The organism is Methanohalophilus sp. DAL1 (assembly GCF_001683555.1).
GTDB classification, from domain to species: domain Archaea; phylum Halobacteriota; class Methanosarcinia; order Methanosarcinales; family Methanosarcinaceae; genus Methanohalophilus; species Methanohalophilus euhalobius.
In genome coordinates this window covers 42,009-66,958 of record NZ_MAFX01000033.1, presented here as the reverse complement: position 1 = coordinate 66,958, position 24,950 = coordinate 42,009, and the positions used below count along the sequence as shown (strand labels likewise).

Annotated in this window: 28 protein-coding genes; 14 read left to right on the top strand and 14 right to left on the bottom strand. The window is 41.9% G+C overall.

What is annotated here, in order from left to right:
- Position 1: 1 nt before the first annotated feature.
- Both A9957_RS07055 and A9957_RS07050 read left to right on the top strand, forming a co-directional pair.
- A complete protein-coding gene (locus tag A9957_RS07055; RefSeq protein ID WP_128754204.1) occupies positions 2-349 on the top strand; it encodes a gamma-glutamylcyclotransferase in 348 nt (115 codons plus the stop codon).
- Positions 346-945 carry a TatD family nuclease-associated radical SAM protein gene (locus tag A9957_RS07050; protein WP_096711705.1) on the top strand — a complete coding sequence of 200 codons (600 nt, stop codon included), beginning with the start codon at positions 346-348 and terminating at the stop codon, positions 943-945. The genes A9957_RS07055 and A9957_RS07050 overlap by 4 nt, the downstream gene beginning before the upstream one ends.
- A 13-nt stretch (positions 946-958) precedes the next feature.
- On the opposite strand, the gene engB is transcribed toward A9957_RS07050, so the two are convergent.
- From engB to A9957_RS07025, 5 genes are all read right to left on the bottom strand, one after another.
- On the bottom strand, positions 959-1,582 hold the full coding sequence (engB, locus tag A9957_RS07045) for a GTP-binding protein EngB (RefSeq protein WP_096711706.1): 624 nt from the start codon (positions 1,580-1,582) through the stop codon (positions 959-961).
- On the bottom strand, positions 1,579-2,556 hold the full coding sequence (locus tag A9957_RS07040; RefSeq protein WP_096711707.1) for a DHH family phosphoesterase: 978 nt from the start codon (positions 2,554-2,556) through the stop codon (positions 1,579-1,581). The genes engB and A9957_RS07040 overlap by 4 nt, the downstream gene beginning before the upstream one ends.
- A 29-nt stretch (positions 2,557-2,585) precedes the next feature.
- Entirely contained in the window at positions 2,586-2,747 is a 162-nt protein-coding gene (locus A9957_RS07035; RefSeq protein ID WP_292343663.1) for a hypothetical protein, read from the bottom strand.
- The gene (locus A9957_RS07030; RefSeq protein ID WP_165868996.1) at positions 2,744-2,902 is read right to left on the bottom strand and encodes a hypothetical protein; all 159 of its coding nucleotides are present in this window, start codon (positions 2,900-2,902) and stop codon (positions 2,744-2,746) included. The genes A9957_RS07035 and A9957_RS07030 overlap by 4 nt, the downstream gene beginning before the upstream one ends.
- 135 nt (positions 2,903-3,037) lie before the next feature.
- Positions 3,038-4,513, bottom strand: coding sequence for a BatD family protein (locus A9957_RS07025; protein WP_292343661.1), 1,476 nt, complete (start codon positions 4,511-4,513; stop codon positions 3,038-3,040).
- A 309-nt stretch (positions 4,514-4,822) separates the two neighbouring features.
- Here A9957_RS07025 and A9957_RS07020 point away from each other — a divergent pair, with 309 nt between their 5' ends.
- From A9957_RS07020 to A9957_RS06985, 8 genes are all read left to right on the top strand, one after another.
- On the top strand, positions 4,823-7,570 hold the full coding sequence (locus A9957_RS07020; protein ID WP_292343659.1) for a UPF0182 family protein: 2,748 nt from the start codon (positions 4,823-4,825) through the stop codon (positions 7,568-7,570).
- 182 nt (positions 7,571-7,752) lie between these two features.
- Positions 7,753-8,358, top strand: coding sequence for an FmdE family protein (locus tag A9957_RS07015; protein ID WP_292343658.1), 606 nt, complete (start codon positions 7,753-7,755; stop codon positions 8,356-8,358).
- On the top strand, positions 8,355-9,380 hold the full coding sequence (locus A9957_RS07010) for a 4Fe-4S binding protein (RefSeq protein ID WP_292343657.1): 1,026 nt from the start codon (positions 8,355-8,357) through the stop codon (positions 9,378-9,380). The genes A9957_RS07015 and A9957_RS07010 overlap by 4 nt, the downstream gene beginning before the upstream one ends.
- Before the next feature lies 1 nt (position 9,381).
- The gene (locus A9957_RS07005) at positions 9,382-11,139 is read left to right on the top strand and encodes a formylmethanofuran dehydrogenase subunit A (RefSeq protein WP_292343655.1); all 1,758 of its coding nucleotides are present in this window, start codon (positions 9,382-9,384) and stop codon (positions 11,137-11,139) included.
- A gap of 4 nt (positions 11,140-11,143) precedes the next feature.
- Positions 11,144-11,953: a formylmethanofuran dehydrogenase subunit C gene (locus tag A9957_RS07000; protein ID WP_292343653.1), complete on the top strand. Its 810-nt coding sequence runs from the start codon at positions 11,144-11,146 to the stop codon at positions 11,951-11,953.
- 9 nt (positions 11,954-11,962) lie between these two features.
- Positions 11,963-12,352, top strand: a complete 390-nt coding sequence (locus tag A9957_RS06995) for a molybdopterin dinucleotide binding domain-containing protein (RefSeq protein WP_096711714.1) — start codon at positions 11,963-11,965, stop codon at positions 12,350-12,352.
- Between the two features lies 1 nt (position 12,353).
- Positions 12,354-13,661, top strand: a complete 1,308-nt coding sequence (locus tag A9957_RS06990) for a formylmethanofuran dehydrogenase subunit B (RefSeq protein WP_292343651.1) — start codon at positions 12,354-12,356, stop codon at positions 13,659-13,661.
- A 2-nt stretch (positions 13,662-13,663) separates the two neighbouring features.
- Positions 13,664-14,434 (top strand): formate dehydrogenase accessory sulfurtransferase FdhD, encoded by a 771-nt coding sequence (locus A9957_RS06985; protein WP_292343649.1) that lies wholly within the window; start codon positions 13,664-13,666, stop codon positions 14,432-14,434.
- A 9-nt stretch (positions 14,435-14,443) separates the two neighbouring features.
- Here the strand turns inward: A9957_RS06985 and A9957_RS06980 are convergent, their stop codons facing one another.
- Both A9957_RS06980 and A9957_RS06975 read right to left on the bottom strand, forming a co-directional pair.
- A complete protein-coding gene (locus A9957_RS06980) occupies positions 14,444-15,217 on the bottom strand; it encodes a DUF364 domain-containing protein (protein ID WP_096711716.1) in 774 nt (257 codons plus the stop codon).
- Between the two features lie 9 nt (positions 15,218-15,226).
- Positions 15,227-16,018 (bottom strand): nicotinate-nucleotide pyrophosphorylase, encoded by a 792-nt coding sequence (locus A9957_RS06975; protein ID WP_096711717.1) that lies wholly within the window; start codon positions 16,016-16,018, stop codon positions 15,227-15,229.
- Positions 16,019-16,323: 305 nt separating this feature from the next.
- Between A9957_RS06975 and A9957_RS06970 the strand changes: the two genes are divergently transcribed.
- Positions 16,324-17,064, top strand: coding sequence for a Nif3-like dinuclear metal center hexameric protein (locus tag A9957_RS06970; RefSeq protein ID WP_292343648.1), 741 nt, complete (start codon positions 16,324-16,326; stop codon positions 17,062-17,064).
- A 9-nt stretch (positions 17,065-17,073) separates the two neighbouring features.
- Positions 17,074-17,223 carry a hypothetical protein gene (locus tag A9957_RS06965; protein WP_164909016.1) on the top strand — a complete coding sequence of 50 codons (150 nt, stop codon included), beginning with the start codon at positions 17,074-17,076 and terminating at the stop codon, positions 17,221-17,223.
- 1 nt (position 17,224) lies between these two features.
- On the opposite strand, the gene A9957_RS06960 is transcribed toward A9957_RS06965, so the two are convergent.
- Both A9957_RS06960 and A9957_RS06955 read right to left on the bottom strand, forming a co-directional pair.
- Positions 17,225-17,752 carry a tRNA (cytidine(56)-2'-O)-methyltransferase gene (locus A9957_RS06960; RefSeq protein ID WP_096711917.1) on the bottom strand — a complete coding sequence of 176 codons (528 nt, stop codon included), beginning with the start codon at positions 17,750-17,752 and terminating at the stop codon, positions 17,225-17,227.
- Positions 17,753-17,794: 42 nt separating this feature from the next.
- Entirely contained in the window at positions 17,795-19,315 is a 1,521-nt protein-coding gene (locus tag A9957_RS06955) for an AMP phosphorylase (RefSeq protein ID WP_096711719.1), read from the bottom strand.
- A gap of 537 nt (positions 19,316-19,852) precedes the next feature.
- Between A9957_RS06955 and A9957_RS06950 the strand changes: the two genes are divergently transcribed.
- Complete coding sequence (locus A9957_RS06950) at positions 19,853-19,981, top strand: hypothetical protein (protein WP_258082526.1); 129 nt, start codon at positions 19,853-19,855, stop codon at positions 19,979-19,981.
- A 1-nt stretch (position 19,982) separates the two neighbouring features.
- Here the strand turns inward: A9957_RS06950 and A9957_RS06945 are convergent, their stop codons facing one another.
- The gene (locus tag A9957_RS06945; RefSeq protein ID WP_292343646.1) at positions 19,983-21,146 is read right to left on the bottom strand and encodes an MFS transporter; all 1,164 of its coding nucleotides are present in this window, start codon (positions 21,144-21,146) and stop codon (positions 19,983-19,985) included.
- 102 nt (positions 21,147-21,248) lie between these two features.
- Between A9957_RS06945 and A9957_RS06940 the strand changes: the two genes are divergently transcribed.
- The gene (locus A9957_RS06940; RefSeq protein WP_292343645.1) at positions 21,249-21,527 is read left to right on the top strand and encodes a hypothetical protein; all 279 of its coding nucleotides are present in this window, start codon (positions 21,249-21,251) and stop codon (positions 21,525-21,527) included.
- Here A9957_RS06940 and A9957_RS06935 read toward each other — a convergent pair.
- From A9957_RS06935 to A9957_RS06920, 4 genes are all read right to left on the bottom strand, one after another.
- Entirely contained in the window at positions 21,520-22,095 is a 576-nt protein-coding gene (locus tag A9957_RS06935) for a FumA C-terminus/TtdB family hydratase beta subunit (RefSeq protein ID WP_096711722.1), read from the bottom strand. The genes A9957_RS06940 and A9957_RS06935 overlap by 8 nt on opposite strands.
- On the bottom strand, positions 22,080-22,934 hold the full coding sequence (locus A9957_RS06930) for a fumarate hydratase (RefSeq protein WP_292343644.1): 855 nt from the start codon (positions 22,932-22,934) through the stop codon (positions 22,080-22,082). The genes A9957_RS06935 and A9957_RS06930 overlap by 16 nt, the downstream gene beginning before the upstream one ends.
- Positions 22,935-23,000: 66 nt before the next feature.
- Positions 23,001-24,056, bottom strand: coding sequence for an ACR3 family arsenite efflux transporter (gene arsB / locus A9957_RS06925; RefSeq protein ID WP_128754211.1), 1,056 nt, complete (start codon positions 24,054-24,056; stop codon positions 23,001-23,003).
- Between the two features lie 5 nt (positions 24,057-24,061).
- Positions 24,062-24,916, bottom strand: a complete 855-nt coding sequence (locus A9957_RS06920; RefSeq protein ID WP_096711725.1) for a universal stress protein — start codon at positions 24,914-24,916, stop codon at positions 24,062-24,064.
- Positions 24,917-24,950 lie beyond the last annotated feature (34 nt).

The window sequence follows — 24,950 nt, the reverse complement described above, 5'->3', positions numbered from 1 at the left end:
CATGGATATTTTTGTGTATGGGACTCTTAAAAAAGGATTCTCCAATAATCATATAATCAGGGATTCTGTATTTATTGGAAAAGATATTACAGCTGATCAATATTGCATGTTCGATCTGGGTAGTTTTCCAGCTGTTGTGAACAATGGTAATTGTTGTAATATCAAGGGAGAAGTATATTGTATTGACAGAAATATGTTAAATAGCCTTGATATACTTGAAGGCAAGTTTTTCACAAGAAAAAAAGTAAAACTGGAAAGCAACAGAGAAGCCTGGATGTATTTTCTTGATAATTCTGCATGTAATACCTCTAACTTTCCTCTTATTCCCGATGGAGCTTGGAATAAATGAAAACTGATAAACCCTCTATATGCTATGAGGCCCATGGTAACCTGTACCTGAACATAACCAATCAATGCAGTGCAGACTGTTATTTTTGTATTCGCAACCAGGGAGAAAGATTATACGGATATAACCTGTGGCTTAAAAAAGACCCTTCCGAAAAAGAGATAATTGCAGAACTGGAAAAGCATGATCTGAAAAAGTATAAAGAGATCGTTTTCACAGGATTCGGAGAGCCTACAGCCCGTTTTGACGTGCTGCTTGCTGTCACCCGCTGGTTGAAAGCAAAGGGAACATATGTAAGACTGGATACCAATGGACACGGCCAGCTTATAAATCCCGGGATCAATGTGGTTGATTGTCTTGTGGATGCCGGATTGGATGCAGTTTCAGTCAGCCTCAATGCAGAATCCGCAGAAGTTTATGACAGGATTTGTAAACCATTCTACCAAAACTCTTATGCTGCTCTGCTGAAATTTGCGGAAGAATCAAAAAAAGCAGGCCTTTATGTACGTTTCAGCGTGGTAGATGTTCCTGAAATTGATACTGATAAATGCAGCCAGATAGCCAGGGACATGGGTGTGGATTTCCGCATAAGGGGCTAACAATACCCTATTTTCAGATATATTTTAGCAAGGAATCCCTTTTAGCCGAATGGATGCGCTTCCTTATAATAGAATTTAAGGCCTGCAAATCTCCTTTTTTAACACTTATCGGTGCTACCCTGTCAATCCACTGCCTCCATGGTGGGAAAAGCCCCAATCTTTCAATAATAGCATCGAGGACCCTATCTTTATCCTCTTCCCTGATCTTATCCATTTTATTTACAACTATCAGGGGTTCAAGATCCATTTCTGTAAAAAAATCGAATATTTCTATATCAATGGGAAGCTCGCCCCGTTGATCCCAGCGATCCACAACCTCAACAAAAGAACCTGCATCAACTACTATAGCAGCGATGTTAATCCGCTGATTTCCTTCTTCTATATAACGTACGATCTTATCCTTTACGATATCCTGTTTGCGCTCTTTTACACCATTCATAAATCCAAAGCCGGGAAGATCTGTAATCACTAATTCCCCTTTCTTCACATGAGTGGGTTTCAGGGTGACACCAGGTCTTTTGCCGACCTTTACTTTGCGTCCTGAAAGGGCTTTTACAATAGAAGATTTGCCTACATTGGAGCGACCGGCAAATACAATTTCAAAATCATTGTTTTTGGGAACTGCAGTAGGTTTCATAAATCTCCCTGCTTTGTCTCAGCCATATTAACTCTCCGGTCAAATTCCTGAAGGAATGCATCAAGTTTTTCTTCCGGAATACGGGCCCCGGCAGCCATTGGGTGGCCGCCGCCACTACCGCCATACTGGGGTGCAATATCTCGCAAAAGGAGGTTGATATCCACACTGCTGTTACGGGAGCGCAAGCTTAGATCATAAGCAGCTTTATTATTCCTGTGTTCGGCTGCAATCCCTATTCCTTTTCTTCCATAGGAGGCTGCATAGATTGCGGATTTGGAAAGGTAACCTTCGGGATCAAGTACATAAGCTACCGAATGAAGCGGATGGACCAACTCCTTTACACGTATCCTCAACTCTTCTTCAATTCTTGATGCTTTTTTTGCATAGGGGATGAGATTGGGTATTTCAGAAGGAATTAAATCAGTAGAAAGAGGGTCAATGATTTCTCTTTTAAAATCATAGTTTCTACCAACATATTGCAATGCCTGGATCAATGTTCCTGCCTGGAAATAGAGACTTCTTTTGTCCCAGTCCCTTGTCCATTTCTTAATTTCAGGAGTATTATCCCTGTAATCACCTATGGCACCATACACAGCAATCCTGCGGATATCCCTTTCCAAACGAGATTTAAAAACCTTGTATGTAAGTTCTGCGGCACATGTGTTCAGGTCATGGTGAAACCAGGGTTCATCCCAGCACATCCTTGGAAGAGGATGATGATCAATATAGGTAATATCTGTATGACTGGCAATATCATTAATCTTATTGTAGAGATTTACACATGAGCGTTCATCCACGGCTATGTCGCAGATAATGATATTATCATAATCTTCAGCCATATCAAGTCTATTATGCAGACTCACTGGACTGGTAAAATAGACCCTGGCATCAGGGTATGCACTTTTGGCTATGGCTCCCGAACATACTCCATCCGAATCACCATGTGTGAATATAATTGTATCAGTTTTTTTCATGTCTGTCCATATCAATATCACTACAATTATTAAAAATTGAGGGAATCATATATGATTTCCATTGTTACATTCACAAAATCTTTTATTAACCTCACCGAACCAAAGGAAGAAGTATTATTTGCCCCATTGATGGATTCGTAATCTGGTTTTACTGGTTCATTTATTTTTGCAAGGCCATTGAAAACTTTCATGAAAGGATAACCGATTGATTAGTACCCAAAACAGCAGTCCAGCTATAGGACTTATTTGATTTTATTGTATAACCACTAACATTAACCTCTTCACCCCAATCGAGAGTATCTTCCTCCGGGTCTTTCTGATCGATATACTCTGCAGAAACTGCCATTGCAGCTATATTTACTGCAAGAAGGAAAACCAGAAAAAAGAAAAATCCTGAAAGACAAGGATGTGAAGTTGCGCTCCATACTATTCCTTCAATTTTTAGAGCAGGAGTCTCCTTCCGTAAGGGAGGGTAGTTGACTTATCGCTTTATCCCAAATACATATATTCCTGTTAATACGAAAATTACCATCAATGCATCAAATCCGGGTTGGACTTTGTTGTTTTCATTCGTTTCACCGGAACCGCCATTTGATTCGTCATCACTGAAAATACTATTATCGTCTCCACTATCATCGGATATTTGTGAATCAGCCTTGTTTGACGCATCAGTTGCTGCATCCTGGGTTGAAGTGTTGATGATATCAAATTGCAGGATATTGGAGACCCTTTCTCCTTTGTAATTTTCCATGTCGATAAAAGAAGCTCTAGCAGCTGGTACTGTGAAATTACCCTCATTTCCTGCACGAATAATATAATTGTAACTTTTTGATTTACCTTCTGGAATAACCTGATCCAGACTGGTTTCTCCTCTTACAAAGGTAACATCATCAGGTATTTCAGATACTGCCTTCACACTCGCATCCCTGTTACCTTTATTGCTTACCTTAACGGTAACTTTCACCTCATCAGAGGGTCTGATTGTTGAACTCTCCGTACTCTGCGTAACTGTTATTACTGGACCATCAACCTGAATTTCAGGTTGGTTAGATTCATATTCATAGATTTTCCCGTTAGATGCTTTGAAAGAAGCAATTGTAGCAGGCGCTTTGAATTCTCCTGATTTGGTGGGTTTCATTGAGTATTCAAAAATTTTAATGGTTTCTCCTGCATCAAGAGAAATATTCTTATTAAGAACTACATCATCAAGCAGTTCCATATGATCGATGATTTTATCTTTTACAGTAATATTACTCACATCATAAAGACCATTATTACGTATTGAAACTAAAACCCGGGCCGTTTCATCCATATATATTTCTTCAGGTATGGATTTGGTTATCATTAACTCAACCTTAGGAGCGATTGTTACAGTTTCGATCTCCTCATTTTTATGCAAATCCCCGTTGATATCATATCCTTCTACTGTAGCAACAATATCTAAATCCGTTTCCTCCCACAGATGAGGAACCTTTAGAGTTAACTCGTATTCCTCTGTAGTTTCATCGATCTCAAGCGAAGATATGCTTTCTGTAAGGTCCCCTTCAACAACATCCATCCCTGCTGGGTCAACACTAAGCTGAACATCTTCAGCTTTCGCTGAACCATCATTTTTGATTTTCAATGTAACTTCTATTTCGGCCTTGGAAGTTATACGGGGGTCGTATTCATCCCTATCTGTTTCGATACTAATGTCAAACTCAGGTTTCCCTCGATTATAAATACTAATTTCAGCGGTGGGATCTTCCATATTTCCAGTCCACTCATCAATGTTAACCTTTACTTCATTCGCATGAACCCGTATATCTTTTCCCTCTTCTGTATCCCTGTATTCAAGATTATCGCCAACAAGCAATGCTCCATGTTTCAAGGTTTGGCCATTTTTTGATATGCTTATATAGACGTGTTCATCCTTTTGAAAATCCTCAGCAGTAATAGTATAACCATTATCCTCCACGGAATCTCCCCAATGAAGGGTTGCAGAATCGATACTTTTGTCCCACTGGATGTCATCAAGTGTGTAAGCAGATGCTGTAGTGGCCCCAGCACATATTAACAGGAGGGATAAGAAAATTCTTGAATACATGGATATACCTCTTTATTTGTGGGAATGTATATAAGGCAGATTATATTTACTTTGTGTATTGGCTAAATGTACCAATATTCATATAATTATCCCAATTATGTGGGAAAAAAGGTTTATAAACATGCAACTTCTTCTCTAAATGAGACTTTTATATGAGTCAGGTTACTCATGGGGTTTATTATGAAAGATATGAAAATTATATTCCTGTTAATTCTGGCATTATTTGTGGGGATAGGTCCCCTGGTAGGAATTTACACGGATTACCTATGGTTTGATATGATAGGATATACATCCGTATTTACAACAATATTACAATGGAAATTAATTGCAATAATTCCCGGTTTTATAATTGCATTCTTATTTCTTTATATAAATGCAAAATTTGCAAGAGATTCGATTGATAAGATCCTTACAGAGAAGAACATTACATCAGAAAAAGTAGATTCCCAGATAATCCTGGTGTCAATTGTGGCTGTATCATTTATTTTTGGCCTCATATTCAGTGGAAACTGGAAAACTATACTGTTATATTTTAACAGTACATCTTTCGGATTAGAAGACCCCATTCTTATGAATGACATCGGGTTTTACGTATTCCAGCTACCTTTCCTTCATATGATAAGAGGCGTTTTTCTCGGTCTGACAATTCTTTCTCTAATACTGGTACTGGCTCTTTATTTTTACAGGCTTGAACCTTTATTCAGCTCCGACAAAATTGAAATAGAAGATTCTGAAGAACCTTATTTTTTGAATCAATCAATTGATTTAAAGCAAATTATGGATAAATTGCCTACAAAAGTTCTTGTCCATATTTCTGCAATACTTGCATTCCTGTTTGCATTAATTGCTTTTGGATTTTTCCTTGAAAGATATGAAATATTATTCTCCCAGCAGGGGGTTGTCGCAGGCGCCGGGTATACCGCTGTCAATGTAAGCTTGCCGATTTTCACCATTCTGACTGTATTGTCAGTGCTGACCTCAATTGCTTTACTGGCCAACGTCAAGTTGAAAAACATAAAAATACCTTTTGTGGCTATAGCTCTTATAGCACTCTTTATAGTGGCCAGCTCTTTTGTACCGGGTGTTTATCAGCAATTCAAGGTCGAACCGACTGAAATCCAGCTTGAAGAACCCTATCTGGAATACAATATAAATTATACAAGAACTGCTTACGGACTTTCTGATATTGAAGAAAAGCCGTTCAAAGCCAATATGAATTTGACTTCATCAGAGCTGGAAGACAATTCAGAGGTAATTGATAATATAAGGATATGGGATCGGCGTGCCCTGGAGCAGACCTATAAACAGCTTCAGCAGATCCGAACCTATTATACTTTCAACGATGTTGATACAGACCGCTATCATGTTGAAGATGGATACAAGCAGTATATGATATCGGCCAGGGAACTGGATACCTCTCGCCTATCCCCTGAAGCCAAGACATGGGTCAATGAAAAATTGGTATATACCCATGGTTACGGGATGGTTATGAATCCGGTCAGTACAAAAACCGAAGATGGCAGACCTGAATTGGTCTTACAGGACATTCCTCCAAGAGGAGAATTTGAAGTTGATAGTCCAGGGATATATTACGGGGAAATCAACAGGGATTACAATATAGTAAATACCGGAAAGGATGAATTTGATTATCCAAAACAAGGGCAGAATGTATTTACACAATATGAAGGTAAAAGTGGAATACTACTGGATTCATTTGTAAAACAGCTGATATTCGCATATACCTTTAGTGAACCGAATTTTATCCTGAGCCAGTATATCGATGATGAATCCCGCTTGTTGTACCGTCAACAGATTGAGGACAGGGCACAGGAAATAGCACCATTCCTCGAATATGACAATGACCCGTATCCGGTAATCCATGAAGGCAAGGTCTACTGGATAATGGATGCTTACACTACGGCTAACAAGTATCCTTATTCTGAAACCTATTACGGAGCACAGTTTAACGGTATTAATTACATCAGAAATTCAGTGAAAGTTGTTGTAGATGCCTATGATGGAACGGTTGATTTCTATATGATAGAGGACGAACCGGTCGTAAATACCTACTCTAAGATTTTCCCGGATTTGTTTAAGTCATTTGATGAAATGCCGCAAGGCCTGCAAAAACATATCCGCTATCCCAAGAATTTCTTTAAGGTCCAGATGGACTTATACGAAAATTACCACATGAAATCTGCCCAAGAATTCTACAATAAAGAGGATTCCTGGCAAATACCAAGGGAAGTTTACAGGGGAAGCAGTATTGAAATGGAACCCTATTACATGGTCACCAAATTACCCGATGATGGTGGATTGGAATATGTGTTGCTGCAACCGTTTACACCCCGTAACAGAGAGAATATGATTGCCTGGATTGCAGCCAGATGTGATAAGCCAAACTATGGACAACTCAAGCATTACGAATTGCCAAAGGGAGAACTTGTCTATGGACCTACCCAAATTGAATCCAGAATCGATCAGGACCCTGATATTTCTCAGCAACTGACCCTCTGGGGTCAAAGTGGTTCCCGTGTAATTAGGGGAAATCTGCTTGTAGTTCCAATCGGTAACTCGATATTGTATTCAGAACCCCTGTTCATAAGTGCTGAACAGTCTGAAATTCCGGAACTAAGGAGAGTTGTTGTTTCTTCGGGACAAAGAGTTGTCATGGGGGAAGACCTGAAAGAATCCCTGCAAATGCTAGTTGAAGGCCGTGTTGACAGGGAAGAAGGAACCGATCAGCCGGAAGTATCCCAAACCTCCCGGGAGCTTGCACAAAAAGCACTGGACCATTACAATCAGGCCCGGGAATATCTGAAAGAAGGCAATTGGACCGGTTACGGGGAAGAAATAGATCAGATGGAAGATGTACTAAACCAGCTTTCCCAGAGCCTGGCTGAAGACAATTCCACAGCAACAGAATAAAAGGAAGAATAGCTTCTTTGCAGATAGTTATTGCAGCCTTTAGCAAGGCTGCATAGCCTCTTTTATGGTAGGTCTGCGGGTTGATGCACATCGATAATTATATATAATTTTCATCGCTATGTTCTTTAGGCATCCGGACGCTTATAAGCATCTCACCGGCCTTCTTTATTAGAGGTTTTTATATGGAAACTATGGATGAGATCCTAGAGAAGATAAAAGTGGAATATCCAGAACTATTTTCACAGGTTGAAAAGGTCGTCCCATTCCACGGTTTTTTGAGCAGTGGTGCTTTAATAGGAATCCACATGCTAAATATTGCAAAAAGGGTACTTGATGTAAAGGAAGGAGAAAGGATATACGTTCAAAGTGAAACGTATAATTGTATACCGGACCCTTTTCAGATACTTGAAAGTGCCACTACAGGCAATAAACGTTTGAGAGTTCACGATACAGGAAAAATGGCTGTGATCGTGAACAAACAAGCTCCATCGGGAATTGCTTCTGTTAAAGGAGTAAGAATATATCTCGACCCGGAGAAGACTAAAGATTACCCTAAATTGCATGCCTGGTATATGAACACAAAGAAACTTCGCCACGAAGAAGTTGTTCCTGTGCTTCTTGAAGCCGGTGAGAATGTCTATTCCTGTGAAATGGTAGATATAGATGTGCCGGTAAAAAAGAAAAAGACAATAAAATTATGCCAGAAATGTAATGAAAGTTTTATTCAAAGAAACAATGAAGTTCTTTGTGATGCATGTAATGATAGCCAAACGGAGACTACAATATGAATGAAACAGTGATATCGACAAAGGACAACAAACAGGTGATATACATTCCTGAGAAGTGTATCGGCTGTGGAACTTGTGTCATGGTGTGTCCAAAAGAGACACTGGTCATCGGTTCAGTTGGACCGGTTGCCAGAGGACTCATCGACAAAGAGTTCCTGGAGACCAGACCGAACACATGTATAACATGTGGAATGTGTTCCAAAGTCTGTCCTACAGGTGCTCTTGAAATGAGAGAAGAGGGAAAGCCAGTAGAGGAAAAAACCTTCCTCATAAATGCTATTAAACCAACCACTGTCAATGATGATTGTGTACACTGCGGACTTTGTGAACAGGTATGTCCACAGGGTTGCATTGAAGTGAATCAGTGGCTCTCCAACGATAATGAAGCAAAAATAGATGGTACAACAACAATCAATCAGGAATGCTGTGTACATTGTGGATGGTGTGAATCCGTTTGTCCGGTTGATGCCATAGAAGTGGAGAAACCATTTGAAGGAACCTGGTTCAGGGACGAGGATGTCTGCCAGGCGTGCCGTACCTGTGTGGATGTATGCCCATGCAATGCATTATTCAATCCGGAGTGGGAAGCCGGGGAACGTGTTGACAAAGTGGCCCAGAGGCCGGATGCATGTATCTACTGTGGAGCATGCGCAGTTTCCTGTCCAGTACAGGCAATTGATGTCAGGAAAACTGCAATTACAGCTGAAATGGAAAAGAAGAAAGTATTCGAGAAAAAACTCCTCGACAAACCTTCCCCCGAGCCAACACTTACTTCCAAACTTGTCATCGACGAATATGATTGTCTTGGCTGCGGAAACTGTGTAATTGTCTGTCCTGTGAATGCCTATGCAAACAAAGAACTTGCTGCGGGGCACCTCAATAACATGGATGAAAAAGCATTGCTGGAAGTCGAAAACGGAGCAGTTAATGTAGTTGATCAGGACGTTTGTGGCTCCTGTGGCGCATGTGCCATGATCTGCCCGACAAACGCTATATGGCTGGAGAAGAGAGAGGTGGAATAATATGGCAGCTACTATTGCAATAAAAAATGGACATGTTTTTGATCCCCTCAATGAGATAAATGGGGACATCATGGACATCTATATCAAGGACGGAAAAGTCGTCCCTGAATTATCTGATGCGGAAATGAAAAACGCAAAGGTCGTTGATGCCACTGGTAAAACTGTAATGCCAGGCGGTGTGGATTCACACACCCATATTGCGGGTGCCAAAGTAAACTCCGGCCGTCTGATGCGGCCAGAGGACAGTTATAAGTGGAATCGTCCAAAGACCTCAATAACCCATGGCGGAACCGGGGAAACCGTACCTTCTGTATATCTTGAAGGATATGAGTATGCCCAGATGGGATATACAACAGCTTTTGAAGCTGCAGTCCCGCCTATGGAAGCACGTCACACCCATGAAGAGATGCATTCCATCCCAATGCTTGACATGGGAGGATACCTTGTTCTTGGTAACAACTGGTTCATGATGCGTTACCTCAAGGAAGGCGATCTCGAGAAGGCCGCTGCATATGTGGCCTGGATGATGAGGACACATAAGACCTATGGTATAAAATGTGTCAATCCTGCCGGTGTGGAGAACTGGGGATGGGGCAAGAATGTCGAATCCCTGGATGAGGCCAACATCCATTTTGAGATTACACCAAGGGAAATCATTGAAGGACTTACCGAAATCAATGAAATGCTCGGTATTCCTATGCCGGTACACCTGCACGCCAACAACCTGGGTCACCCGGGATGCTATGAAACTACTAAGGAATCCCTTACCATTCCATCAAAAGTCAAACCCAATCAGGATATGGGAGTCGAATGGGCGGAAACCAAGATTGATCCTACAAAGGATAAATCCATCTACCTGACCCACTTGCAATTCAATGCCTTTGGCGGAACATCCTGGAGAGACTTTGAATCTGGTGTAAAGGACATTACAGATTATGTCAACAGTCAGGACCATGTGGTAATTGACAGTGGTAGCGTACCTTTTGGTGAAGCCACATGTATGACCGGTGACGGTCCGTCCATCCATGATGTTGCTGTACTTACAGGCGGTAAATGGTCCAACTGTGATGTGGAACTTGAATGTGGTTCCGGTGTATGCCCGTTCACATATCTTAAGAGCAACCCCGTACACAGTGTCCAGTGGGCAATGGGACTGGAATCTCTGCTTCTGATCGATGATCCATGGAAGACCATCATGACAACCGATAATCCTAACGGTGGACCATTCACCAAATATCCGAATGTCATGACCTGGTTGATGTCAGAAGCTTACAGGAATGAGACATTCAGCGAAGTCCACAAGTGGGCAAATGACAGAAGTACACTCGGTGGTGTCAGCCGTGAACTGTCTCTCTATGACATTGCAACCATTACACGTGCCACTCCTGCAAAGACCAATGGTATGGCACACAGGAAAGGTAGTCTTGCTGTTGGGGCAGATGGTGATGTAACGATTTATGATATCGATCCAACTAAACTGGACGTTACAGCCGACTACAACGATCTGATCACCAAATTCAGGTATGCCGATTATACCATCAAGGGTGGAGAAATTGCAGCCCATAACGGTGAGATAATGTCGATTCCTGAAAGAAGGACCTACTACAGTGACATAAAGGTCGATGCAAATGAGGAAAAGAAGATGCTTGAGGACGTGAAGGATTGGTTCAGGTATTACACCCTTGGTTTCGAGAACTATCCGACACCTGAGAAATACCTCGTCAATCCAACCCCCATCAATGTAAACATGGAGAAGTGATGTCATGACAGAGGTAGTACTTACACCAAACACTGAAATTGATATTAAGATCGAAGCCGATGTAATCAAACCCGATGAGTTTGCGGGCAAAAGCAAAGAAGAAATTGAGCAGTTGATAGTCTGGCAGGGACCGGACCAGCTACCCCTGAAGAACTTCTTTGATGTGGAAGGTAAGGGCGGAAGTTCTGCTGAAGAGACTTCTATTGTTATAAAAGGCGATGTAGTCCGTGTGAAGATGATCGGTGCGGAAATGACCGCCGGCAAAATCACCATCCAGGGAACTACTGGTATGAAAGTCGGTGCCGAAATGAAAGGCGGTGAAATTATCGTGGAAGGCAATGCGGATTCCTGGGCAGGAACCGAGATGAAAGGCGGTTTACTCCATATAAAGGGTAATACCGTAGATCATCTGGGATGTGCCTACCGCGGCAGCTGGAAAGGAATGACCGGTGGTCGTATCGTTGTTGACGGAAATGCCCAGAGCCAGATCGGCGGAGGATTAACTGGTGGCGAGATCATCGTTAACGGTAATGCCGAAAATTTCTGTGGTATACGCCAGTCCGGTGGTCTTATTGTCATCAGAGGAAATGCTATACGTGCAATTGGTGCCGAAATGAGCGGTGGGACAATTGTGGTCGAAGGCCATATTACCAATTTCACTCCCGGTATGCAGTATGAAGACGAGCAATATGATCTCTGTTTCGAAGACATCGAATGTGGCGGAGTATTCAAAAGATTCACAGGTGACTTTGCCATATCCAAAAAACCAAAAGGGATCCTGTATGCTGGCAAGGAAGCAAACCTGGAACTCTGAGGTGATATTATGAAAGCATTACTAAATACCGGAAGTACAATTTACGAAGGACAATTTGCCAAGGGTGGCGAAAAATATTCTGAAGGTTACATGAAGGAATGTGCCCTGTGCTGGATCTCCCCCTTAGATTTTGAAGAACTGGGATGTCCTGAAAAGGTTAAAGTAACCAGCATGGATGGTAAACATACCGTAGCTGTATACACAAGATGCACTGACAGGGTAATGTGCGGTAACATATTCATGCCCCGTGCTATCTGGTCCAATGTGGTAATCGACCCACACACCTTCTCCACAGGATCACCGATCTACAAGGGAAGTCCTGTAGATATAGAACCCACTGACGAGGAGGTTCTTACAGCCGAGGATATTGTATTGAAAGTATATGCAGGAGGTAAGTGAAATGTTCAAGAACATATTCTGTCCCGTCTGTGGTGCTTCTTGTGATGATGTACAGGTTGAACTGAAAGATAACAGCATCACTGTCAAGAACGCATGTAAGATGGGCAATGCAAAGTTCCAGGAGGTCGTAAGCGACCACCGTATCAAAAAACCCATGGTAAAAAAAGATGGGGAATTCGTGGAAGTCAGCTGGGAAGAAGCCCTGACAAAGGCCGCAGAAATTCTCGCAGCATCTAGAAAACCCATGCTCTTTATAGGAAGTGAAACCTCCTGCGAAGCCCAGGAAGTTGGTCTGCATATAGGCGAATATCTTGGTGGAACAGTAGACTCCAATGCGACAATCTGTCACGGCCCAACTGTAATGGGTATCCAGGAAGCAGGATGTGCCGCAGCAACTGCGGGTACAAAAAAGAACCGCAGTGACGTAAGCATCTACTGGGGTACCAACCCACTGGAATCCATGCCCAGGCATATGTCCAAGTATGGTATTTTCCCCAGAGGTTACTGGACCAAGAGAGGACGTTTCGACAGGAAAGTTATTACTGTAGATCCAAGAAGAACCCCTACAGCCGATGCTTCAGACCTTCATGTCCAGCTCAATCCCAACAGTGACTATGAACTGTTCAATGCTCTTTTGACAATCCTTAACGGCAAAGAGCCTCACCATTCCGTTGAAAAAGTAACCGGTGTTCCGATTGCTGTCATGGAAGAAATGGCGGACATGATTCTCGATGCCAACTTTGCCAGTTTCTCCGTTGGTCTGGGTGTAAGTTCATCATATGGAAAACACCGCAACATCGAAATGGCGCTTAACGTGGTCAAAGAACTGAACAACAACCACGGTACTAAAGCCAGTATCGGTGCCCTTCGTGGTCACTGCAATGTTGCAGGATTCAACATGGTTGCATCCTATCTCTACGGTTATCCCTTCGGTCTTGATTTCACACGCGGCTACCCCAGATACAATCCTGGTGAGACCACATGTGTGGATATTCTCAGGGAAAAGGACACGGATGCGGCAATGGTTGTAGGTGCCGACCTTATAGCACATACTCCGGCAGACTGTGCATCCTATCTTGCAGAAATTCCAATGGTATGCATAGACATTGCTCCAGGTCCAACACCAACTGCAGCGGATGTAATACTGCCCGGTGTAATTGATGCCATGGAATGTGACGGTACATTCTACAGGCTGGACAACGTGTCTGTCTATTTCAAACCCTTTACTTCCTCTCCCTTTGACTTTACGAAAAGCAATGAGGATACCCTCAAACAGCTTTTTGCCAAGGTTAAGGAAATGAAGAGCTAAGTATGAATGAAAAAGATTGGCACTTCGATAATAAACCGGATACTGAGATTACGTGGAAAGAGGAGGAGCGGGATAGTACCGCTCCTTATATTCCCATCCAGTGTATCGAAGTGAAAGGAGATGCTTCTCCAAAAGAAATCAGTGTGGATGTTGTTATTGAGGAAAATTTTGAAATTTTCCTGAATGGCAACTTCATATCTTCTTTTTTGGCAAGTCCCCGACAACTTAAGGAAATGGCTGCAGGTCACCTCATATGTGAAGGACATATTGAAAATATTGACCAGATCATTTCAATTGTTATAGATAAAAATAAGTTGTTCTGCAAAACAAAACCATCATCCTTAGATAAGACCACTCCTAACCCTGAAATGAAGGTCAAAAGCAGTACCCTGTTCGATCTTATCGACCACATTTTTGAAAAGGGCAAAATCTGGAGGCGTACCGGTGGTGCCCATTCGACTGTAATCGCAACATCTAAAGGAGAAATACTCACATTTTGTGAGGACGTCAGCCGGGCATCAGCAGTTGATAAAGCAATCGGCAAAGCTGCATTTGAAGGTGTCAAACTTAATGATTGCATAATGGCAACTTCTGGCAGATTGTCCGTTACAATGGTAGGAAAAGGCGTCAATGCCAGAATTCCCCTCATGGTAAGTAAAGCTGCACCAATGGATAAGGGAATCAGGCTCGCAAGACAAAATAATATGACGCTTGTGGGATTTGCACGCAGGCCAAATCTCTATATTTATTCCAATCCTGAGCGATTGATCTAAGGATAATATTTACTGAACAAAAGATATCTTTGTACCACAATTTCTGTGAAGCTGCTTTGTCCCGCCAGCCTGGCTAACTATTCTTAACATTGTTGGTGCATCATCAATTCTTGTACCCATTACAGCAGTAAAGCCTTCCTCAAAGAAAGGTTCTGGATACAGGGGAGTAGTAGGTCCAAGCAGAATCGCGTTAGATGCCTGGCTTACTGATTCCATCAAAGGACCAAGGGAGTTGTTCAAAAGAGTGGTACCTGTGATTATAGCAACATCTGATGATGCTATTGTTTCTTTCAGCTCTTCCTCGGGTACAATGGTTATCCTTTCATCTTTTATTGGCCTTTTTTCCGCCACATAAAGGGTTGAGGCTTTTTTTAGTATACCGGGAATCATGGGGGCAAAATGGCCCACCATTGCTACCCTGTCATTATTTTTAATAATATCCAATACACTGGTATCTGACGATTCGTAAGAAGAAATCTCTTCCCCGGTTTTTTTGATGAAAGCATTGAGTGCACTGGTCGCAACTGTTCGTTTTAGGGAATTGGATGATTTACCCATCTCAAGAACCCGGGGCAAAGGGTTATTATGAATTTTACCTGCGGATGAAAGGATTTCACAATGGGCTGATTGAGGAATCTGAGTTGCAGCAACACCGCCGTGGATACCAATTCTGGCACCACTGTAAACCACTCCCAGAGATATTTCATCTACAATGCTTTCAGGAAAAGTATCAGCATTTTCTTTAGCAAGCCTGTCAATCAATCCGGTTAGTATATCACCCATTGGAACACCTCAAATTCTTTCAATTCTGGTGGTCAGATCAAGAGGTTGAGCATAATAAGGTGCAGTGGAGACAATAATATCCACATAAGGAGCATATTGCGGAATCTCATCCGATTTAATACCACCCACAGCAATCTCAAGGCCGGGATTTATTGTTTTAAGTTTGGTAACAAGCACAGCCATTTCTTCGGGAGAATAATGATCAAGTAACAGGACATCGGCAATTTCAGCGTATTTGAGTGCTTCGTCATTATCACGTGGTTCTATTTCTATTTTTTTCACTGCCTTGAGATTCTCAAAAGAATCTGCCACATCCAGATGGTTCTGTGTCACAAGAATGGAATCACTCAAGGAATTACGGTGGTGAGTTCCTCCGGCTACCTTTACTGCCTTTAATTCGTATTTCCTGAATCCCGGATGGGTTTTGCGACTTGTGGCAATCATTATATCGGGATTTTCTTTTCTTGCAGCCTCTACGAAATTATGAGTCCGCGCTGCAATCGCACATACTATTGAAAGGAAAGTCTGAGAGACACGCCAGAGTTTGAACAATATTCTGAGGTTTCCTTGTGCGGAGAATATTACAGCCCCTCCTTCGAAATATTCACCGTTCTCAACCCTGTAGGTCACATCCAGTCCTTTGTTTTTGTAGAATTGTTCCAGATCATCAGCACATGCTCCAATTCCCTCATCCCGTGACAGAATGTTCAGGGTACCTCCACCATTTATCTGAAGCAATTCTGTGGTTTCATCCCCGTAAGGACAGTCTTCCTGCAAGTAATGTTCAAAATTCTCTATCATACTAAACCAACCTTTAATTTACGCCAGCCTTTCAAATCCTAAGTGTATAAAAGTTCCTGGACATCCCTCATTTTGCCAGCTGCATAGAATATAACACTTTCCGAATAGAATAAAAAGGTTTGGAGACTACCGATAAATGATGCATGTAACGATTTTTAAGAGAGGTAACATCTATTCGGCCAGTGTTTTTTCCGACAGAGACAATCGGCTATTTCCTATGCGTTATGTACATACATACATATCAATAAAAAGCTATCGATCTAAAACCCGACAGTTTAATATTGGGACAAATTAATTTCAGGAATATGAACCTTTCAGAAATTGTCAGAAAATTGGAAGTAATAGCACCTCCCGAACTGGCAGAAGAATTTGATGAAGGCAGGATTGGATTAACGCTTGACCTGAAAAATGAAGTTAATCGGATAGCTGTGGCCCTGGATCCTACTGAATATACGCTTAACCGGGCAGCAGATATTGGAGCAGACCTGCTTATTACACACCATACCCTATTATTCCATTCGATTAATTCAATATCCTGCAAGCTGGCCACACACCTGAAGATCGCGCTGGATAACAATATTTCCCTCTATGCAATGCATACCAACTATGACCGCGCAGAAGGAGGAGTGAATGACATTCTTGCTGAAAAGCTGGGTCTTAAAAATATTGAGAAACTGGACATGGGATGTATAGGAGAAATGGATCCTGTCTCGAAGGATGTTTTCATCAATCACGTGTGCAGGTCCCTGAACACCCATGTACAATACGTCGGTGAAAAAGAGATGATTTCCAAAGTTATGGTCTTCGGTGGGAGTGGATTTAAAGGACCTTTTCTTGATATTGCTAATTCAATGGAGGTAGATGCCTATGTGTCCTCCGAACTCAAACATGATGTGATCCGCAGTTTTACAGATATGCTGCTGGTGGATGCAACCCATTATGCCACCGAAAATCCTGCAATGCAAGCCCTTGCAACCCGTTTGGAAAATGACCTGGGTATCGACACCGAATTTATTGACCACAATCCCCTGATACGCACTTCCTGAAGTGATAATATGGGTTCAGATGAAATATCGGATGATGAACTGGAAAACATGCTTGCAGAATCATCCAGAAAAAGGGATCGCAAACACCGGGGATTTGGTGGATACGAGCGCAATAAGATATACAGGGGTGCCGAGGTAAAGGACAAAAAGGAAGACTGAATCAGGGATTTTCGATTATTTTCTTCCCGTGATCCATTGGTACAACATGAAGTTGTGCATCTTTAAATTCATTCTTCAAGGGCTCATCTTCTGCGATCCTGTCCAGAGTAACAGCTACAGCGGCCACTTCTGAATGAGGCTGGTTACCCACCGCAACATTCCAGTCAGCCAGTTCATAGACCTCAAAGGGGACTTTTTCCGCACCGACAACGATCATGAGTTTTTCACATTCCTGCATAGACGCAACGGCATCTGGCAGATTGATACCATACATTGAAAGATGGCAAACCTTCCCGCCTTCTGATTTCCATTTTTTAATCTCGGTCTTCCATTTTACATCATTGCGGATATAAAATTCTCCTCCCCAGCGTTGGCACAGCTGGGTCACGCTCCGGGTAATAGAGGGATCGTTACTTGCAAGGAGTATCCCTTCAGCACCGAAAGCCCTTGCTGTAAGGGCCACGTGGGTTGTGATACGTTTATCTCTTTGAGGCCTGTGTCCCAGACGCAGTATTACAATTCTTTTCATGGGCAAAAATAGGAAAAAGGATATTAAAGCGTAATGGCCGCTTTACACTTCCTTAAAGGATTGTACTCGTTCAAGTAGCATACCTTCAACCACTATAGGGGAGTCTCTTTGGGCATTCCGCAGAGCTGTTTCCAGTTTATTTTTCTTTTCTGCATGAATGGTAAGAACGGGTTCACCTTTTTTGACCGGCTCTCCCTGTTTCTTATGGATCAGCACACCCGCTCCCTTATCATTGGGTGCACCGGCAAGCCGTGCAATCTGCACCACTCTCTTATTTTTGAATTCAAGTACATATCCATTTGCAGGTGCGGTTATCTCAGCTGTATGCTCACCGGCAGTAATATCCTTGTAAGTCACATCGGGATTGCCGCCCTGTACTTCTATTATTTCCCGGAATTTGGCAAGAGCTTTGCCATTTTTAAGAGTTTCCATGGCAAGTTCATTACCCTGGCCACGGGCAGCCACTCCACCCATCTCAAGCAGCATTCCTGCAAGAACCATACTTTTTTCGATAAGACTGTTAGGTCCTTCACCTGTTTCCAACACTTTGAGAGCCTCTCGTACTTCAAGGGCTGGTCCCACAGTCCGACCAATCGGAGAAGCACCGTAGGTAAGGGCACAGTCCACATTCATTCCGAGTCGCTCACCCAGATTGATAAGATCACGAGCAAGTTTTCTACCTTCCTGCACGTTTGCAATCTTGGTACCGGGGCCGGTGGGTATGTCAATAACCACATTATCAGCACCAACAGCTCCCTTCTTAGCCATTATTGATGCCAACAGCTGACAGTGTGGATCAATGGAGAGGGGGTATTCTACTTTGATAAGTTTGTCATCTGCAGGGGCTATGTTGGTGGCACCACCCCATACCAGAACACCTCCAACCTTTTCTGTCATTTCCTTTACCTGGGAAGCGGAAAATTCAACGGGTGCCAGAACTTCCATAAGATCGGATGTCCCCCCTGCACCTGTAATTGCACGGGAACTTGTTTTAGGAATAAGTAGCCCGTTAGCTGCTACAATAGGTACTACCAGAAGAGAAATTTTATTACCCGGCACTCCTCCGATAGAATGCTTATCCATGATCGGACCCTTCGCAAATTCAAGTTTTTCTCCTGTATCTATCATCGCCCGGGTAAGCCATTCGGTTTCATCATCCGTCATGTCATTTATATAAGTGGATGTCAGGAAAGCAGCTAGTTCGATTTCACTCAAGTTCTCTTCCACAATATCTTTGACAAGGCCATATATCTCTTCCTGAACAAGTTTTTCCCCATCCATGTTTTTGCGGATCAATCGTGCAGATTTGGGTTTCTCTGCAGGTTCGATCTCTACAATTTCAGTCCACTCCCTCTGAAGCTGTTCTTTAACTTCGTGATACAGTCCGATCATTCCCGGAGATATCATATCTTCTGTAAAATCCACAATTGCTGTAACTGTAACATGCCCTGTTACACGAACCCGGTCTCCTTCATAAACACCCAGTTCTTTAGCATCTATGGAGTTAAGTATAATTTTGTATTTTCCGACTTTGATATCGATTGGCTGGACTTTAAGTTCCATTCTTACACCTTATATGAGTTTTATATTATATTACATCGATAATTTATTTAACTTTTCAAGAAGATTTTGTTTATCCAAGTTATCTACTTTTCATTTATGCTTATTCAAAGCAAATCTTAATGGAATCATATATCGAAAAAGCTATATAAACTTCTGCAGGAAAACAAATCTTAATATATAATAAATGAACTGTACCACGCTTACACATGGAGATCCCTACAAGTGTCCATATCACCCATTGGATGTTTTTTTGTGATAATAATTACCATGTGTGTACATTGATATTATATCACGCTGGGTGGACATTATACTAATAAGTGTTGTAGATCTACATCCAATAAACAAGGATTGAATCTGCTTCCTGCAGGACAGCTTGATGATGGGCATATATTAAAAGCAATATTTGGTAACAAATCCAGATAAATATCGTCGACCATGCCGTTTTTATTTCTTGGTATCGGCATACATGTAAATTATATACTAAATAAAAATGGTTCTATATGGCTGATATGGGGGATTTATATTGTCGTTTTTTCAATGGTTGGACATCCAGAACCTCTTGAAGACAATATAAACCTTGATAAAGGAAGACTTGGAGTAGGAATTGTTACTTTTGCTCTTGGAGCACTCTGCTTCACATCGGTACCTTTCACGATTGTGCAGTGATTCAGGTGTCTGTTGTATAGATTTTGTGTCTCATTATGAAGGTAGATATAGCAACACAAAAACCCAGCAAACTTGAGATTATAAAGACTACAGCAAGGTTGGAATTTAACAGTATTACACCAAGTACCGCAGGTGCTGCAGTTTGGCCGACATACTTCATTGTATTAAACAGTGACACAACACTTCCCATTTCATCATCAGGAGCCACCTGAGTGATAAGTGCGTTTAGCAACGGTTGAACCATCCCAAAACCAACACCAAAAACCAGCAATAACATGAATACCAGTGGTATAGAGTTAGCACCAGACATTCCCACGACTGCAATACCTAGTAAGGTGAACCCAATCCCAAGTATGGTATATTTTGGATATTTTGATGCCAGACGTTTTGCTTGGGATGCAAATATCACCACAGAAGCACCCTCTACACCAAGAGCCAGACCTGCACCCTGTGATGTAAAACCAAAATTATCTTTCAATATAAATGGGACATAAATTACAATTGTGTATAAAAGGAAGAATACTGCAAAACTTAAAAACACTGTATATGCCACTCTGATATCTTTGAGAGACATGAACATTTTTTTAAAACCTGTTCTTTGTTCTGGATTGGCCTTCATGTTCATGGTTTCGGGCAAGACAAGCATTGCTATAAATGCAAGAGGAATAGTCAACCCATAAAACAGGAAGGAGTAATTCCACCCGAAAACTGCAAGGGTTCCCCCAATAAATGGTGCCGACACCGAACCTACGGCTGTGGTCATGCTCATTATGCCCATAGCATGAACTCTTTCAAGTCCATCATAGAGTTCGCCTATCATGGTCATTACCACAGGCACCATGCCTGCAATACCGATACCCTGGATAAATCTGAATACAAGAAGTATTGGAAGGTTTGGTGCAAAATAACCCGCCAAACCAGCTACTCCATTTATTAAAAGACAGGGTATGAGCACTTTTTTGCGACCTATTCTATCTGTCACCACACCTAACAGTACCATGAACAATGCGGTAGAAATCGTATATACACCAAGCACCCATCCAACCGCTTCACGGGATGTATTAAGCGGCTCGACCATTGATGGTAATACAGGCCCCATTAGTGCACCGCCAGCCATACCGAAAAAAGCAACAAGACATATGATAGAAAGCACCAACTTATCCATGAATCCCATTATAATCAGTCCTATCAGTTGTATTTTAACCGGGATATCATTATTTATAGATCCCTGAATTATCGATAAATATAATATTTATTGGGTAATAAAGTGGCTTCGATTTATACATTTGCCCGGGGGAAAGAGAAAACCGGCAAAACTACTGTTTCTGCCAATGTAGCCACAGCTCTTGCAGGTGCAAGAAGTCAATTCTCAGGTGTTTTTGATCCGGATCAGTTCACCCGTATATTATTCCATGCTTCTGTGATCCTGGGGTTTGTTACAGGAATCGTAGCGGGCCAGATGAGGGAAGGACAGGTGTCAGCAGGCTTAAAGTACTTCTTATTGCTGACCATCATAGCACGGACCACTTTCACCTTCCTTATCTGAGAGCCTTTTCAAGATTTTCGTTTACCTTTTCCCTGATATTCCTGAAAAGGTCTTCTCCCCCAGTATCTATTCCCACAACCAAGGGGCCGAATTCATTCATTTCAAGTACCCATATTGCTTCTGGCATACCCAGATCAAGCCAGTGGACATCACAAACCTTTGTTATGGAATTGACCGCCAGTGCAGCGCATCCTCCCGTATAGGCAAGATAGACACATTTTCCTTTCATTGAATCGGCGACATTGTCCATTCCACCCTTACCTATCAACATTCTCACATTGTGCTTTTTCAGAAGTTGAGGAGTCATTGCAGACATGCGTGCACTGGTGGTCGGGCCGGCTGCCACAGGTTGCCATATTCCAGGTTCCTTTTCCTGAATAAGAGGACCACAATGATAGATAGTAGACCCGTCCAGATCAAAGGGCATATTTTCCAGAGGGGTTTCCAGAATACGTTTATGAGCCTCATCACGGGCTGTGAGGACTTTGCCTGATATGTAAACTATATCACCAATTCTCAAGGGTGATATGTCCTCGATGGAAAGAGGGGTTTTCAGATGATATTCCATTTGCCATTACCTCCAATAACAGCTGTGGCATGCCTGTTGGCCCAGCACTGGATGTTGATAGCCACGGGCAGGGAAGCAGTGTGGCAGTGGGCTGTCCTGATATGTACCGCCAGAGCCGTCGTATCGCCACCTGTACCCATAGGACCAACTCCGAGGGAATTGACTTTTTTCAGCAGAGCATTTTCCTTTTCATCCATGTCATTTACCTGCTCCAGCAAAGCGCACTTGGCAAGCAGAGCGGCTTTGTCAAATGATCCACCAACACCAATACCCAGGATCACAGGCGGGCAGGGCTTTCCCCCGGCATTCCTGACGGTTTCAAGGACAAGACGGTCGATTGAATCACCTTCTGTGGGATTAAGCATTTTCAGTATGCTCATATTTTCCGAGCCTGCACCTTTGGGAACGGCTGTGATCCTCAATTCTTCTGAATTATTTAAATAATATTTTATATCCGGTAACCCATCTCCAGTATTATCCCCACTATTAATACGTGTCAGGGGATGTACGGCATTGGGCCGCAGAGGTACAGCAGATGTGGCCTTCATCACCCCCTCAATAAGAGCTTGTTCAATATCTGGAAGGGGTGAGAGTTTGCGGCCGATTTCCACAAAAAGAATGATAATTCCGGTATCCTGACATATGGGCACAGAATGTCTGCGAGCAATCCCTGTATTTTTCAGTATTGCCTGCAAATGGGAGCGTGCAATCTCACTGCTCTCCTCCTGCTCAGCGTTTTCCAGACAAGCAACCACATCATCAGGCAATTCAGTCTCTGCCCTTTGTATGGCCGAGACTGTTGCCTGCACAATGTCTTCATATTTTATTCCTGATTCCAAGAAAAATCACCTGCATTATAAAAAAAGGAAGATGACTACGCTGCATTATAATTTTCAGACCAGCTGTCACATTCCCTCTTCAAACTGGAATTTGTGCCTGTTCATTTTCATTATCTTTACAAGTGATAACATTACAGGTACTTCTACCAGTACACCTACTACAGTTGCCAGCGTTGCTCCTGAAGTTGCACCAAACAGTATTAATGTGGTGGCTACTGCCAGTTCAAAGAAGTTACTTGGTGCAATAAATGTAGAAGGTGCAGCTTCATAGAAGGGGATTTTCAGTCTTTTTGCAGCATAATAGCTGATTGCAAATATAAAATATGTTTGCACTATGATAGGTATAGCAATCAGGACAATATGTAAAGGATATTTGATTATCATTTCACCCTGAAGAGTGAAAATCAAGACCAGGGTTATAAGGAGTCCCGCGGGTGTAATCCATTCTATTTTATTGATGAGATTGTTTTCAAACCAGCTTAGGCCTTTGCTTTTAATGACATAATGTCTGGTTAACATTGCGAGGACGAGAGGGAGCGCTACATAGAATAGTACAGAATAGAATATGGTCAGTACAGGTATTGGGAAGTCAGTGGTCTGGCCAACAAGAAACGCTCCCAGGGGAGCAAACAATATCAATATAATCAGGTCATTTACAGAAACCTGTACAAGAGCGTAATTGATATTACCGTTTGCTAAATATGTCCATACCAGTACCATTGCGGTACAGGGTGCAAGTCCCAGTATAATTAAACCCGCAATATATTCCGCTTGAAGATTAAGCGGTATAAGACCAGAGAAAAATATACTGATAAATATCCAGGCAATTATGGTCATTGTAAATGGTTTGATTGCCCAGTTTACAAAAACGGTCAGATAAAGAGGTTTTTTATTTTCTTTTACTTTTAGTATTTCTTCAAAACTTATTTTTAACATGATGGGATACATCATGATCAAGAGGACGATTGCAATTGGAATAGACACATTTGCAATTTCATATTGACCAATTGTATCTGCAAATTTGGGGAACAGGGAACCTATTGCAGTACCCAGTACAATACAGATGGCTACCCATATGGACAAATACTTGCTGAAAAAATCAAGTTCTCTTTCTTCTTCCATTGTTTTCACCTGTTATCTGCAGGAATTAGCAATATTGGTTTGACAGTATTTCGGAGGAGGTTTTCGGCAGTACTTCCCAGAAGAATATCCTTTAATGATTCGGTTCCATGTGTGGTTATCATTATCAGGGTGATTCCCATTTCTTCTGCAAGTTCATCCAGTATTTTTGCAGGTTTGCCTTCCTTTACAACATAATTGACTACCAGCTTTTTCTCCAAATCATTACCGATCTCATAGAGTTTATCAAGACTTCCCTTTTTCTTATGTTCAAGTTGAGGCTTATTTTTTGCATTTTCTATAATATGTACAAAGACAACTTCATGGATGACATCTGTCATTTGCCGGAGCATATCAAGTATTTTACTTGAATTATCCGAGAAGTCTAACGGAACCATTACTTTTGAAAACTTTGCAGAACATGCCTTCGCATATAATTCTTCTTCACCGTTTTCAAGTTTATTGTATTTCTCAATGAGCAGAATCTTATCGGACCTTCGGGAAATATAGTTTGTAGTCCTGCCTGTAAGCTTTCCTTTTATAACTCCCGATGTGGTTGCACCCATAACAATACAATCTACGTTTTCTTCATCTGCAACTTTAATTATAGTTTTATTAACATCGCCTTCAACAACATGTGTGACTGTATCGATTCCCATTTCTTCCAGCAGTTGCTTGTATTCAGCAATTTTTTTCTTTGCATTTTCCTCGAACATGGGAGCAAGTCCCTGGGATTTAAAAATGTCCACAACATGCAACAATATAGCTTTCTTCAAGCCTGTGTTTTTCAATTCTGCAATACAGGAGAGCAGTTTCTCACTCTCAATCGTAAAATCAGTAGGTATAAGTATAGTTTGAATCATGTTTTCCCCAAATATTATCTACTTAATAGACAAG